The organism is Aeromicrobium tamlense (genome assembly GCF_013408555.1).
GTDB lineage: Bacteria > Actinomycetota > Actinomycetes > Propionibacteriales > Nocardioidaceae > Aeromicrobium > Aeromicrobium tamlense.
Genome location: NZ_JACBZN010000001.1, coordinates 1,645,873 through 1,659,818, shown reverse-complemented (window position 1 = coordinate 1,659,818; position 13,946 = coordinate 1,645,873). Strand labels below are relative to the sequence as shown.

13 protein-coding genes are annotated in these 13,946 nt (G+C 70.9%); 7 read left to right on the top strand and 6 right to left on the bottom strand.

Annotated features, from left to right (window positions below):
* Positions 1 to 7 precede the first annotated feature (7 nt).
* The 6 genes from whiA to BJ975_RS08270 all read left to right on the top strand — a co-directional run bounded on the left by whiA (position 8) and on the right by BJ975_RS08270 (position 4,770).
* Positions 8 to 991, top strand: coding sequence for a DNA-binding protein WhiA (whiA, locus tag BJ975_RS08295; RefSeq protein ID WP_179424794.1), 984 nt, complete (start codon positions 8 to 10; stop codon positions 989 to 991).
* Positions 992 to 1,087: 96 nt separating this feature from the next.
* A complete protein-coding gene (gap, locus tag BJ975_RS08290) occupies positions 1,088 to 2,086 on the top strand; it encodes a type I glyceraldehyde-3-phosphate dehydrogenase (protein WP_179424792.1) in 999 nt (332 codons plus the stop codon).
* Between the two features lie 8 nt (positions 2,087 to 2,094).
* On the top strand, positions 2,095 to 3,291 hold the full coding sequence (locus tag BJ975_RS08285) for a phosphoglycerate kinase (protein WP_179424784.1): 1,197 nt from the start codon (positions 2,095 to 2,097) through the stop codon (positions 3,289 to 3,291).
* A 76-nt stretch (positions 3,292 to 3,367) separates the two neighbouring features.
* The gene (tpiA, locus tag BJ975_RS08280) at positions 3,368 to 4,165 is read left to right on the top strand and encodes a triose-phosphate isomerase (protein WP_179424782.1); all 798 of its coding nucleotides are present in this window, start codon (positions 3,368 to 3,370) and stop codon (positions 4,163 to 4,165) included.
* Positions 4,166 to 4,180: 15 nt separating this feature from the next.
* Positions 4,181 to 4,417, top strand: coding sequence for a preprotein translocase subunit SecG (secG, locus tag BJ975_RS08275; RefSeq protein ID WP_179424780.1), 237 nt, complete (start codon positions 4,181 to 4,183; stop codon positions 4,415 to 4,417).
* Entirely contained in the window at positions 4,414 to 4,770 is a 357-nt protein-coding gene (locus tag BJ975_RS08270) for an RNA polymerase-binding protein RbpA (protein ID WP_395487673.1), read from the top strand. Before secG ends, BJ975_RS08270 begins: the two co-directional genes overlap by 4 nt.
* Before the next feature lie 165 nt (positions 4,771 to 4,935).
* On the opposite strand, the gene pgl is transcribed toward BJ975_RS08270, so the two are convergent.
* From pgl to tkt, 6 genes are read right to left on the bottom strand one after another with little or no spacing between them, the layout of a single operon-like run.
* Positions 4,936 to 5,637: a 6-phosphogluconolactonase gene (gene pgl / locus BJ975_RS08265; RefSeq protein WP_179424776.1), complete on the bottom strand. Its 702-nt coding sequence runs from the start codon at positions 5,635 to 5,637 to the stop codon at positions 4,936 to 4,938.
* A 4-nt stretch (positions 5,638 to 5,641) separates the two neighbouring features.
* Complete coding sequence (locus BJ975_RS08260; RefSeq protein ID WP_179424774.1) at positions 5,642 to 6,553, bottom strand: glucose-6-phosphate dehydrogenase assembly protein OpcA; 912 nt, start codon at positions 6,551 to 6,553, stop codon at positions 5,642 to 5,644.
* On the bottom strand, positions 6,553 to 8,070 hold the full coding sequence (gene zwf, locus BJ975_RS08255; protein ID WP_179424772.1) for a glucose-6-phosphate dehydrogenase: 1,518 nt from the start codon (positions 8,068 to 8,070) through the stop codon (positions 6,553 to 6,555). The genes BJ975_RS08260 and zwf overlap by 1 nt, the downstream gene beginning before the upstream one ends.
* Positions 8,067 to 9,626, bottom strand: a complete 1,560-nt coding sequence (locus BJ975_RS08250; RefSeq protein ID WP_179424770.1) for a glucose-6-phosphate isomerase — start codon at positions 9,624 to 9,626, stop codon at positions 8,067 to 8,069. Before BJ975_RS08250 ends, zwf begins: the two co-directional genes overlap by 4 nt.
* Before the next feature lie 2 nt (positions 9,627 to 9,628).
* On the bottom strand, positions 9,629 to 10,717 hold the full coding sequence (tal, locus tag BJ975_RS08245; protein ID WP_179424768.1) for a transaldolase: 1,089 nt from the start codon (positions 10,715 to 10,717) through the stop codon (positions 9,629 to 9,631).
* Positions 10,718 to 10,741: 24 nt separating this feature from the next.
* Positions 10,742 to 12,925, bottom strand: coding sequence for a transketolase (gene tkt, locus BJ975_RS08240; protein WP_179424766.1), 2,184 nt, complete (start codon positions 12,923 to 12,925; stop codon positions 10,742 to 10,744).
* 82 nt (positions 12,926 to 13,007) lie between these two features.
* Here tkt and BJ975_RS08235 point away from each other — a divergent pair, with 82 nt between their 5' ends.
* The gene (locus tag BJ975_RS08235) at positions 13,008 to 13,943 is read left to right on the top strand and encodes a heme o synthase (RefSeq protein ID WP_179424764.1); all 936 of its coding nucleotides are present in this window, start codon (positions 13,008 to 13,010) and stop codon (positions 13,941 to 13,943) included.
* The last annotated feature ends 3 nt before the right edge of the window (positions 13,944 to 13,946 follow it).

Below are 13,946 nucleotides of genomic sequence, written 5' to 3'. Positions count from 1 at the left end.
TGACGTAATGGCGATGACGGCTCAGGTGAAGGCGGAAGTGGCCCGCATCCCCGTGACGAAGGCGTGCTGCCGCAAGGCCGAGGTCTCGACGACGCTGCGCTTCTCCGGGGGCCTGCACATCGTCTCGGGCCGGATCGTGATCGAGGCCGAGCTCGACACCGCCGCCGCCGCGCGTCGCCTGCGTCAGGAGATCGCCGAGGTCTACGGCCACGAGAGCGAGATCATCGTCCAGCAGGGCGCCGGGGTCCGGAAGACCACGCTCTACGTCGTGCGCATCGCGCGCGGAGGCGAGCTGCTCGCCCGCCAGACCGGCCTCGTCGACGGTGGCGGCCGCCCCGTCCGCGGCCTCCCTCCCCAGGTCGTCTCGGGTCCCTCGTGCGACGCCGTCGCCGCGTGGCGCGGCGCGTTCCTGGCCCGCGGCTCCCTCACCGAGCCGGGTCGATCGTCCGCGCTCGAGATCGGCTGCCCCGGCCCCGAGGCCGCCCTCGCGATGGTGGGCGCCGCCCGGCGCGTCGGCGTCTCGGCCAAGGCCCGCGAGGTCCGCGGTGGCGACCGTGTCGTCATCCGCGACGGCGAGGCCATCGGCGCGCTCCTCACCCGACTGGGCGCCCACGAGACGCTGCTGGCGTGGGAGGAGCGTCGGATGCGCCGCGAGGTGCGCGCCACCGCCAACCGTCTCGCCAACTTCGACGACGCCAACCAGCGCCGCTCGGCCCGCGCGGCCGTCGCCGCCGGCGCTCGCGCCCAGCGCGCGCTCGACATCCTGGCGGAGGAGGTGCCCGACCATCTGCGCCTCGCCGGCGAGCTGCGGGTGCAGCACCGCGAGGCCAGTCTGGAGGAGCTCGGCCAGCTGCACGAGCCGCCGCTGACCAAGGACGCGATCGCGGGCCGGATCCGCCGCCTGCTGGCGATGGCCGACAAGCGGGCGCACGACCTCGGGATCGACGACACCGAGGCGGGGCTCAACCCCGATCAGTACGCCGACGGTTGAGATCTCGCGAGCGGCGACGCCCGGTGCGATGTGACGGGCGCTCTCGGTAGGGTGAGGACGTAACGAGACTTCCACCCGGCAACCCAGGAGCAACCCGTGACTGTTCGCGTAGGCATCAACGGATTCGGCCGCATCGGCCGTAACTTCTTCCGCGCGGTTCGTGCCGCCGGCACCGACGTCGAGATCGTCGCCGTCAACGACCTCACCGACAACAAGACGCTGGCCACCCTGCTCAAGTACGACTCGATCCTGGGTCGCCTCGACGCCGACGTGAACTTCGACGACACGGCGATCTACGTGGGCGACCAGAAGATCGTCGCCTTCGAGGACCGCGATCCCGCGAACCTCGACTGGGCCTCGGTCGGCGCCGACATCGTCGTCGAGTCCACGGGCTTCTTCACCGATGCGACGGCGGCCAAGGCGCACATCGACGGCGGCGCGAAGAAGGTCATCATCTCGGCCCCGGCCAAGAACGAGGACATCACGATCGTCATGGGCGTCAACGACGACCTGTACGACCCGAGCGCCCACACGATCATCTCGAACGCCTCCTGCACCACGAACTGCCTCGCGCCGATGGCCAAGGCCCTCAACGACGGCATCGGCATCGAGCGTGGCCTCATGACCACGATCCACGCCTACACGCAGGACCAGAACCTGCAGGACGCCCCGCACAAGGACCTGCGTCGCGCCCGCGCCGCCGCCCTCAACATCGTCCCGACCTCCACGGGCGCCGCGAAGGCCGTCAGCCTCGTGCTGCCCGAGCTGAAGGGCAAGCTCGACGGCTACGCGCTGCGCGTCCCCACCCCCACCGGCTCGGCCACCGACCTGACGTTCACGGCCAGCCGTGAGACCTCGGTCGAGGAGATCAACGAGATCGTCCGCAAGGCCGCCGAGGGCTCGACGTACCTCAAGTACAACGAGGACCCGATCGTCTCCACCGACATCGTCACCGACCCGCACTCGTGCATCTTCGACGCGCCGCTGACCAAGGTCACCGGTGACCTCGTGAAGGTCGTCGGCTGGTACGACAACGAGTGGGGCTACTCCAACCGCCTCGTCGACCTGACGTCGCTCGTCGGCTCCTCGCTCTGAGGTCCTCCGTGAAGACGATCGACGACCTGGGCGATCTGAAGGGCAAGCGCGTCCTGGTCCGCAGTGACCTGAACGTGCCGCTCGACGGTGCCACCATCACCGACGACGGCCGCGTGCGCGCGAGCGTCCCGACGATCCAGCGGCTGCTCGACCAGGGAGCGCGCGTCCTCGTGGCCGCGCACCTGGGCCGGCCGAAGGGCGAGCCCGATCCGCAGTACTCGCTGGCGCCCGTCGCGGCGCGCCTGAGCGAGCTGCTCGGCCAGACCGTGCGCTTCGCGTCCGACACCGTCGGCGTCGACGCGCAGCGCACCGCCCAGGAGCTCAAGAACGGCGAGGTCGCCCTGCTGGAGAACGTCCGGTTCAACGCCGGCGAGACCAGCAAGGACGACGCCGAGCGCGGCGAGTTCGCCGACCAGCTCGCGTCGCTCGCCGACGTCTTCGTCTCGGACGGCTTCGGCGTCGTCCACCGCAAGCAGGCCAGTGTGTACGACGTCGCCGAGCGGCTGCCGTCGGCCGTCGGCGGCCTCGTGCAGGCCGAGGTCGAGGTGCTCCAGCGCCTCACCGAGTCGCCCGAGCGGCCGTACGCGGTCGTGCTCGGCGGCTCGAAGGTCTCGGACAAGCTGGGGGTCATCGACCACCTGCTGACCAAGGCCGACACGCTCGTCATCGGCGGCGGCATGGTCTTCACGTTCCTCGCGGCCCAGGGCCACGGGGTCGGCTCCTCCCTGCTCGAGCAGGACCAGATCGAGGTGGCGAAGGGCTACCTCGAGCGGGCGCAGGAGCTGGGCGTGTCGATCGTGCTGCCCACCGACGTCGTCGTGGCGCCGGAGTTCAAGGCCGACGCCCCGGCCACCACCGTCACGGTGGACGCGATCCCCGACGACCAGATGGGCCTGGACATCGGCCCCGAGTCGGCCGAGGCGTTCGCCGAGGTCGTGCGCGGTGCGAGGACGGTGTTCTGGAACGGCCCCATGGGCGTGTTCGAGATGGCGGCGTTCGCGGCCGGCACCCGCACGGTGGCGCAGGCGCTCACCGAGGTCGACGGCCTGTCGGTCGTCGGCGGCGGCGACTCGGCCGCGGCCGTGCGCCAGCTCGGCTTCAGCGACGACCAGTTCGGTCACATCTCGACCGGCGGCGGCGCGAGCCTGGAGTACCTGGAGGGCAAGACCCTGCCGGGCCTGGCGGTACTGGAGGAGAACGCATGAGCGAGCGCCAGCGAGCGAACATGAGGACACGAATGACGGCACTGCCACACTGCACTTCTCCCAAGGCGGTGGCGTCATGAGCCGTACGCCCCTGATGGCGGGCAACTGGAAGTCCAACCTGAACCACCAGGAGGCGGTGGTCCTGGTCCAGAAGCTGGCGTGGACCCTGTCGGACAAGAAGCACGACCACGCCAAGAGCGAGGTCGTCGTGATCCCGCCGTTCACCGACCTGCGCAGCGTGCAGACGCTGATCGACGGCGACAAGCTACCGATCGGCTACGGCGCCCAGGACGTCTCGGCGCACGACGGCGGCGCGTACACGGGCGAGATCTCGGCGGCCATGCTGGCCAAGCTGGGCTGCTCGTACGTCGTCGTCGGCCACTCCGAGCGTCGTGAGTACCACGGTGAGTCGGACGAGCTCGTGAACGCGAAGGCCGCCAAGACGCTCGCGGCGGGCATGACGCCCATCGTGTGCGTGGGCGAGGGCCTCGAGGTCCGTCAGGCCGGCGAGCACGTGGCGTACACGCTGGCCCAGGTCGACGGCTCGCTGGCCGGCTTCACGGCCGAGCAGGTCGCCGGTCTCGTCATCGCGTACGAGCCGGTCTGGGCCATCGGCACGGGCGAGGTCGCCACTCCCGAGGACGCCCAGGAGGTCTGCTCGGCCATCCGTGGACGACTCGCGGAGACCTGGGGTACCGAGGCGGCCCAGCAGACACGTATCCTTTACGGCGGATCGGTCAAGGCGGCGAATGTGGCCGCGATCATGGCGAAGCCCGATGTCGACGGAGCGTTGGTCGGCGGGGCGAGTCTGGTCGCGGAGGAGTTCGCCGGGATCGCCCGGTTCTACGACATGCCAGACCTCCAGGGGTCCTGACCGAAAGGGAGCGACGTGGTCATCGCGTTCTCCGTGCTGCTCGCCCTGAGCAGCCTGCTCATGATCGTCCTCGTGCTGATGCACAAGGGCCGAGGCGGCGGTCTCTCCGACATGTTCGGCGGCGGCGTCTCGAGCTCGCTCAGCGGGTCGTCGGTCGCCGAGCGCAACCTCGACCGGATCACCATCGGCGTCGCCGTCGTGTGGGTCGTGTGCGTCTTCGCGCTCGGCCTGCTGCTGAAGGTCAGCAACTGATGGCCGCCGGAGCGATTCGCGGCAGCCGCATCGGCGCCGGCCCCATGGGCGAGGCCGAGCGTGGCGAGGCCGCACCGCGCCAGGCCGTCTCGTACTTCTGCACGAACGACCACGCGGTCACGCTGAACTTCGCCATCGAGGCCGAGGTGCCGGTGGAGTGGGACTGCCCGAAGTGCGGCATGCCCGCCAGCATGGACTCGGACAACCGGCCCGACGCGCCGAAGACCGAGCCCTACAAGACGCACCTGGCCTACGTGAAGGAGCGCCGCTCCGAGACCGAGGCCGCCGACATCCTCAAGGAAGCCCTCGACACCCTGCGCAGCAAGCGCAAGACCGGCGAGATCATCTTCTGAGCACCATCTGAGAAGGCCCGTCACCCTGCGGTGACGGGCCTTCGTCATGGCGGGCCGCCGGAGGAGGCGGTGAGCTGTCAACCTCAACGGTGCCCCATGCGGTTGACGGCCAACCGGGGAGCGCGGGGAAGGGTTGAGGACTCACCGCGCCCTCAGCGTCCCGGCTCAGCGCGGCAGCTTCGAGGCCGCGGCGGTGTCGAGGAACCACAGGGTCTCCTCGAGGCCGCGGGCGCCGGCGGCGGGCGCCTCGTCGATCGGGGTGCCGCTCATCGCCCTCGCGACGGCCTCGGCCTTGTCGGCGCCCGACACGACGAACCAGGTCGCCCGCGTGTGGTTGAGCGCCGGGTAGGTCAGCGTGATGCGCTGCGGCGGCGGCTTGGGGGAGTCGAGGACCTCGACGGCGCGACGCTCGGTCTCGTGCACCTGGGGGTGGCCGGGGAAGAGCGAGGCGATGTGGGCGTCCGGCCCGACGCCGAGCAGCACGACGTCGAACGGGTCCTCGGGCAGCGTCTTCGCGTAGGCGTCGGCGGCGTCGGCCATCGACAGGTCGCAGCCGTGCGCGGGCATGGCGTGCACGTGGTCGGCCGGGACGCCGAGGCGGTCGAGGAAGCCCTCGCGCGCCTGGCGGTCGTTGCGGTCCTCGTGGCCCTCGGGGACGAAGCGCTCGTCGCCCCACCAGTACTCGGCGCGGGTCCAGTCGGCGTTCTCGCCGGACAATCGGCCGTAGATCCTCCCGGCGATGGTGCCGCCAGTGAGCACGATCCGCGGCGGCCGGCCGGCGGCGGTGACCGACTGCACGCGTGCGGCCAGCTGGCGTGACACCGCGAGGGCGAGGTCGTTCGCGCTGTCGAAGATCTGGATCGTCATCGGCTCATCGGTCCTTTCCGGTGACCAGGTGCTGCAGGGTCTCGCCGTAGATCTCGTCGGCGTCGAGGCGGCGCAGGTCCTCGGCGAGCAGCTCGGGGATCGTGCGGCGTCGGATCGGCACGATGCGCGGCGACGATCCCGGCACGCTGAACTCGCAGGCCATCTCGTCGGTGCGCCGGATGTCGATGTCGCCCACGTCGGTGAAGAGCGTGACGCGCTGGATCTGCGAGCCGGAGTCGTCGTCGACGAACTCGATCGGCACGCCGAGGCGGCACTCGAGCCAGGCCTGCAGGAGCACGGCGACGGGGTTGATGTCGTCGGCCAGGATGCGGCCACCGGTGGCCGACCCCGAGGTCTGGTCGAGCGCGGCGGCCAGCAGGGCGCGCCACAGGGTGAGACGGGTCCACGCGAGGTCGGTGTCGCCCGGGTCGTAGCCGGGCGCGAGCTTGTGCAGCCACTGCACCGGCGCCGGCGTGCGCTCGGAGTCGGTGAGCCGGCGTCGAGCCAGGCGGCCGATCGGATCGAGCGACGGCTCCAGCGGGCCCACGCCGGGCCACCAGACGACCACGGGGGAGTCGGGCAGCAGCAGGGGGAGCACGGCGGACTCCGCGTGCTTCACGAGCGGGCCGGACATGCGCAGGAGCACGGACTCGCCCGGGGACCCGGCGCCGACGCGCACGCGAGCGTTGAGGCGCGGCTTGCCCCGCCCGTCGCCCAGGATCACGCCCAGGACGCGGGAGGGGTGCTCGTGCTGCAGCACGTTCGCGGCCTTCATCGCCTCAGCGACGTTCTCGTCGTCGGTGACGATGAGGAACGTGAGCACCATGTCCATCGCGGGACTGCCCGCGAGCGAGCGTCCCTTGGTCAGGGCCTTGGCCACCGACGCGGCGTTGGTGTCCTCGAGGGTCAGGTCCATCAGGGTCGCCTCCAGACGCGGCCGTCGCGAGCCAGCATGTCGACCGCGGACTGCGGGCCCCACGTGCCGGCCTGGTAGGTGTCGATCGTGCGCTTGCGCGACCAATGCTCGATCACCGGATCGAGGATCTTCCAGGACAGCTCGACCTCCCGGTGCTGCGGGAACAGCGGCGGGTCGCCGAGCAGCACGTCGAGGATGAGCCGCTCGTACGCCTCGGGGCTGCTCTCGACGAACGAGCCGCCGTAGACGAAGTCCATGTTGACGTCGCGGATCTCCATCGTGGTGCCGGGCACCTTGGCCCCGAACCGCATCGTGACGCCCTCGTCGGGCTGGATGCGCATCACGAGGGCGTTGTGCCCGAGCTCGGTCACGTCGTTGCTCTCGAAGGGCAGGTGCGGCGCCTTCTTGAACACGACCGCGACCTCGGTGACCCGCCGGCCCAGTCGCTTCCCGGTGCGCAGGTAGAACGGGACGCCGGCCCAGCGGCGCGTCTCGATGTCGAGGCGCAGCGCGGCATAGGTCTCGGTGAGGGACTTCGGATCGGTGCCCTCCTCCTCGAGGTACCCGACGACGGGCTGACCGCCCGCCCAGCCCTCGACGTACTGCGCGTGCGCCGAGTGCTTGTCGAGGTCGGCGGGAAGCCGCAGGCTGCGCAGGACCTTCTGCTTCTCGACCCGCAGGCTGGAGGCGTCGAACGCGACGGGCTCCTCCATCGCCACGAGGGCCAGCAGCTGGAGCAGGTGGTTCTGGATGACGTCGCGGGCGGCGCCGATGCCGTCGTAGTAGCCCGCGCGCGAGCCGATGCCGATGTCCTCGGCCATCGTGATCTGCACGTGGTCGACGTACTGGGCGTTCCAGACGGGCTCGAACATCTGGTTCGCGAACCGCAGCGCGAGGATGTTCTGCACCGTCTCCTTGCCCAGGTAGTGGTCGATCCGGAAGACCGACTCGGACTCGAAGACGTTGCCGATCAGCTGGTTGAGCTCCTTGGCGGACTCGAGGTCGTGCCCGAAGGGCTTCTCGATGACCACGCGGCGCCAGCCCGTGCCGGGCTTGGCCAGTCCGTGCTCGTCGATCTTGGACACGACGGTGGGGAACAGGCCCGGCGGGATCGACAGGTAGAAGGCGTGGTTGCCGCCCGTGCCCTGGCGCTCGTCGAGCTTCGTGAGGGTCTTGGCCAGCTCCTCCCACGCGTCGTCGTCGTCGAATTGCCCCGGGACGAACTTGATGCCGGCGGCCAGCTGCTTCCAGACGGTCTCGCTCCACTCGGTGCGGGCGCCGGCCTTGGCGGCCTTCTTCAGCAGCGCGGCGAACGTTCCGTCGCCCCAGTCGCGACGGGCGAAGCCGACGAGGCCGAAGCCCGGCGGCAGCAGGCCGCGGTTGGCCAGGTCGTAGATCGCGGGGATCAGCTTCTTGCGCGCGAGGTCGCCCGTGACGCCGAACATCACGACGGTGCAGGGTCCGGCGATCCGGGGAAGGCGGCGGTCGCGCGGGTCGCGCAGTGGGTTGGGGCTCATGCCAGGGCGTCCTTGATCGCGGCGAGTCCGGCCTCGAGGTCGTGCAGGTGCAGGCGCAGCACGGGTCGGCCCTTGTCGCGCAGCACCTGGGCGTCGCCCGCGGCCTGCGACTCGATGAACTGGCCGAGTGTGAAGTCGCGTCCGGGCACCGGCAGGTCCTCGGCCGGGTCGCACGTGACCTGCAGGAAGACGCCGACCGGTGTCCCGCCCTTGTGGTACTGGCCGGTGGAGTGGAGGAAGCGCGGGCCCCAGCCGAACGTCACCGGCCGGGAGAGGCGGGCGGCCAGCCGCGGCGCGAGGGACTCGAGGCCCTGGAGCGCCCAGCGGTCGAGGTACAGCTGCAGGGCGAGGTACTCGCGGTCGCCGACCTGCTGCAGCAGCTCGCCGATCGCGTCGGCCACGCTCGTGGCGGACGAGCCGTAGACGTCGGCGACGTCGCCACGGTGGTCGGGCTCGGGCAGCGAGGCGTCTCCGCCCAGCAGCTCGCGCGCGGCGGCCTTGGCGCTCTCGACGTCGGGCTGGTCGAACGGGTCGATCGAGAGGATCCGCCCGGCGACGGCCGTGGCGACCTCCCAGATGAGGAACTGACCACCCAGCGAGCCCTGCACGGCGGCCGACCACGGCTGGGACGGCAGGTCCTCGGTGCCGAGGTGGACGACGATCTCGTCGGACGTGACGGGGTCGCCGGGGGAGAGGGCGACGACGGGCAGGATGCCGGTCTCGTCCTTGCCGGTCGACTCCGCGACGAGCTGCTCGATCCAGTCGCCGAGCCCCCGGCCGTCGTGGTCGAACAGGACGACCTTGTCGACGCCCTCGCGCGCGGCGACGCCGAGCAGGGCGCCGAGCCGCAGTCCGTCGTTGGAGGCCGCGTCGTCCTCGAGATCGGCGACGACCTGGCCGGCCTGGTCGAGCAGCGCCGCGATGTCGGCGCCGGCCAGACCGCTCGGCACGAGACCGAACGCGGTGAGCGCCGAGTAGCGGCCGCCGACGTGCGGATCGGCCCGGAAGACGCGGTAGCCCGCGGCCGTGGCCTGCTCGTCGAGCGGGGAGCCCGGGTCGGTGACCACGACGATGTGGGCGGACGGGTCGAGGCCGGCGTCGGTGAACGCCTGCTCGAAGATCCGGCGCTGGCTGTCGGTCTCGACCGTGCCGCCGGACTTGCTCGACACCACCACGACGGTCGACTCGAGGTCGTGGATCGCCGACCGCACCATGTCGGGCTGGGAGGAGTCGAGCACGTCGAGCTCGACGCCCTCGGCCGCGCAGATGACCTCGGGGGCCAGGGACGAGCCTCCCATGCCGCACAGGACCACACGGCTCACGCCGCGCCCGCGCAGCTCGTCGCGCAGGGCGACGATGTCGGGGACGAGCGCGCGCGAGGACTCGTGCAGGGTCACCCACGACAGGCGGATCGCCGCCTCCGACTCCGCCTCGGGACCCCACAGGGTGGGGTCCTCGGCGAAGAGCCGTGACGCGAACCGCTCCGCGACGAGAGCCTCGACGGCACTCTCGACCGACTCGTGCTGGGGTGTCTGGATGCGGAGCCGGTTCGTCATCGTCAGTCCTTGTGGAGCTCGGCCTTGACGGTCTCGAGGAGCTCGGCCCACGAGTCGTCGAACTTCTGGAGTCCTTCGTCCTCGAGCTTCTCGACCACCTCGTCGTACGAGATGCCCTGGGCCTCGAGGTCGTCGATCACCTGCTGGGCCTCGGCCGCGCGTCCGGTGACCGTGTCGCCGCGAACCTCACCGTGGTCGGCGAAGGCCTCGAGCGTCTTCTCGGGCATCGTGTTGACGGTGCCGTCGACGACGAGCTCGGTGACGTACATCGTGTCGGGGTAGGCCGGGTCCTTGACACCCGTGGAGGCCCACAGCGGGCGCTGCGGGTGGGCGCCCTTCGCGAGCAGCTCCTTCGCGCGGTCGGAGCCGAAGACCTCCTGGTACGCCGCGTAGGCGAGCCAGGCGTTCGCCAGGGCGGCCTTGCCGCGCAGCGGGCTGTCCTCGGGGAGGCGCCCGTCGACCTCGGCGTCGACGCGGCTGACGAAGAAGGAGGCCACCGAGTGGATCTTCGACAGGTCGCGACCCTCTGCCGCGGCCTGCTCCAGTCCGTAGAGGTAGGCGTCCATCACGCCGCGGTAGCGCTCGAGCGAGAAGATCAGCGTCACGTTCACGCTGATGCCCTTCGCGATCGCGGCCGCGATGGCCGGCAGGCCCTCGCGCGTGGCGGGGATCTTGATGAGCAGGTTCTCGCGGTCGATCTCGCTCCAGAGCCGCTCGGCCATCTCGACGGTGCCGTCGGTGTCGCGGGCCAGGCCCGGCTCGACCTCGATCGAGACGCGGCCGTCGAAGCCGCCGGTGGCGTCGTAGACGGGCTTGAGCACGTCGCAGGCGTCACGGACGTCGGTCGTGGTGAGCGCGAAGACCGTGGCGTCGATGTCCGCGCCGGAGGCCTTGAGCTCGGCGACCTGCTTCTCGTAGCGCTCGCCCTTGGCCAGCGCCGAGGCGAAGATCGTCGGGTTCGTCGTGACGCCGACGACGCTGCGCTCCTTGACCAGGTCGGCGAGGTTGCCGGTCTCGATCCGCTCGCGGGAGAGGTCGTCGAGCCAGATCGACACCCCCGCGTCGCTGAGTGCCTTCAGTCGTTCGGTCATGTCGATCACTCCTGTGATGGTGTGTCAGTGGGTCGTGTCGGGGAGCACCGGTCCGGTCGGTCGCGCGAAGACCGGGACGCCCCCCTCGTGCTGTGCGGCCTGGATGGACTCCTGCGCGGCCGCCACCGTGGTGGCCGCGGTGATCCCGAACCGCTCGTAGAGCTCGCTGTAGTTCGCCGAGGCTCCGAAGTGCTCGAGCGAGACGATCCGCCCCGCGTCGCCGACGATGTCGCGCCAGCCGAACGCGACGCCGGCCTCGACCACGACACGCGCCCGCACGTGCGGCGGGATGACGCTGTCGCGGTACTCCTGGTCCTGCTCCTCGAACCACTCGCGGCACGGCATGGAGACGACGCGCGCCCCGATGCCCTGCTCGGCCAGCGTGCTGCGCGCGGCGACGGCCAGCTGCACCTCCGAGCCGGTCGCGACGATGATCACGTCCGGCGTGGCGTGGTGCAGGTCGGCGGGGGAGTCCAGCAGGACGTACGCGCCCTTGGCCACGTCGGAGGCCGGGGCGTACTCGCCGTCGCGCGGGAACACCGGCAGGTTCTGGCGGCTCAGCGCCAGGGCGGCCGGGCGGTGGTGGCGGTGCAGGATCGTCTTCCACGCCGCCACGGTCTCGTTGGCGTCCGCGGGACGGACGACGTCGAGGCCGGGAATCGTGCGCAGCGCGGCGAGGTGCTCGACCGGCTGGTGCGTGGGGCCGTCCTCGCCGAGACCGATCGAGTCGTGCGTCCACACGTAGGTGACGGGCAGCTCCTGCAGCGCGGCCAGGCGAACTGCCGGGCGCATGTAGTCGCTGAAGACCAGGAACGTGCCGCCGTACGGCCGCGTGGGTCCGTGCAGCGCGATGCCGTTCATGATCGATCCCATCGCGTGCTCGCGGATGCCGAAGTGCAGCACGCGGCCGTACCAGTCGCCGCTGAACTTCTTCGTCGAGTTCTGCGGCGGCAGGAAGGACGGCTGGTCCTTCGGGGTCGTGTTGTTGGAGCCGGCGAGGTCGGCCGAGCCGCCCCACAGCTCGGGCAGGTGCGGGGCCGCGGCGGACAGGAAGTCGCCCGAGGCGACGCGGGTGGCGACGCCCTTCTCGTTCGGCTCGTAGACCGGCAGGTCGGCATCCCAGCCCTCGGGCAGCTCGCGCGACTGGAGGCGGTCGAGCAGGGCCTTGCGCTCGCCGTTGGCGGTGACCCACAGGTCGAAGCGCGTCTGCCACTCCTCGCGGGCCTCGGCGCCGCGCTGGATCGCGCCGCGGGTGTGCTCGATGACCGCGTCGTCGACGGCGAAGTCGACCTCGGGGTCGAAGCCGAGCAGCTCCTTGGTGGCCTTGATCTCGTCGGCGCCCAGGGCCGAGCCGTGGGCTGCGCCCGTGTTCTGCGCGTTCGGCGCGGGCCAGGCGATGATCGTGCGCAGCACGATGAGGCTCGGGCGGTCGCTGACGGACTTGGCCGCGGCGAACGCGTCGGCGAGGGCGTGGACGTCCTCGCGGTACTCGCCGCCGCCGTGGGTCCAGTCGACCGTCTGCACGTGCCAGCCGTAGGCCTCGTAGCGCAGCGCGACGTCCTCGGTGAACGCGACGTCGGTGTCGTCCTCGATCGAGATCTTGTTGTCGTCGTACAGCACCGTGAGGTTGCCCAGCTGCTGCAGGCCGGCGAGCGAGGAGGCCTCGCCCGACACGCCCTCCTGGAGGTCGCCGTCGGAGCAGATCGCGTAGATGTCGTGGTCGAACGGGCTCTCGCCCTGGCCCGCGAACGGGTCGAGGAGGCCGCGCTCGCGGCGTGCCGCCATGGCCATGCCGACGGCGTTGGCGACGCCCTGGCCGAGGGGACCGGTGGTGACCTCGACGCCCGGCGTGTGGCCGTACTCGGGGTGACCCGGGGTCTGGCTGCCCCACGTGCGCAGCGCCTTCAGGTCGTCGAGCGACATCGGGTAGCCGGCGAGGTAGAGCTGGATGTACTGGGTGAGGCTCGAGTGGCCGCACGAGAGCACGAACCGGTCGCGGCCGATCCACTGCGGATCTGCGGGGTCGTGCCGCATCAGCTTCTGGTAGATCAGGTAGGCCGCGGGCGCCAGGCTCATCGCGGTGCCGGGGTGGCCGTGACCGGCCTTCTGGACGGCGTCCGCCGCCAGCAGTCGCGCCGTGTTCACGGCGCGGTCGTCCACGTCCGACCAGTCGATCGTCGGTTCAGTGGCATGGGGGGTGTGGGTCACCGCGGCACTCCTGGGTCGTCACGAGGTTGGTCGAGCGAGGTCTGCGTCTCGAGCCTATCCGTCGGGCATTAGACTGTGCCACGTGACCGTCCTCCCGCATGCCTCCGACGAGCACACCCGTATCGATCGGCCCAGCCGCCGTGATGTGGTGCTCGCCTACGTGGCTCTCACCAAGCCTCGCATCATCGAACTGCTCCTGCTGACGACGGTTCCGGTGATGTTCCTGGCGCAGAAGGGCGTCCCCGACCTGTGGCTCGTCGTGGCCACCCTGATCGGCGGCTCCCTGTCGGCCGGATCGGCCAACGCGCTGAACTGCGTGGTCGACGCCGACATCGACCAGAAGATGCGCCGCACGTCGCGCCGGCCGCTGCCGCGCCACCAGGTCGGCACCCAGGACGCGCTGCGATTCGGCCTCGTCCTGGGCGTGCTGTCGACGCTCTGGCTCGGCCTCACGGTCAACTGGCTGTCGTCGGCGCTCGCGCTGGCCGCCAACGTCTTCTACGTCGTGGGCTACACGATGATCCTCAAGCGACGCACCACGCAGAACATCGTGTGGGGCGGCGCCGCCGGCTGCTTCCCGCCGCTCATCGGCTGGACCGCGGTCACCAACGAGCTGGCGTGGACCCCGGTCCTGCTGTTCCTCGTCGTCTTCTTCTGGACGCCGCCGCACTTCTGGGCGCTCGCCATGCGCTACCGCGAGGACTACGCCGCCGCCGAGGTCCCGATGCTGCCGTCGGTGACCACCTCGGCCGAGGTCGGTCGCCAGATCGTCCGCTACACGTGGGCCACCGTGCTGACCTCGGTGCTCGTGTGGCCGGTCGCCGACACGGGCTGGTTCTACCCGTCGATCGCGATCCTGCTGGGCATCGTCTTCCTGCTGGAGGCGTACGACCTGCGCTCCCGTGCCCGCGAGACCGAGGAGCTCTCGGTCATCAAGCCGATGCGGCTGTTCCACTTCTCGAACGCGTACCTGGCGCTGCTGTTCGTCGCCGCCGCGATCGATCCGTTCATCGGCTGAGCG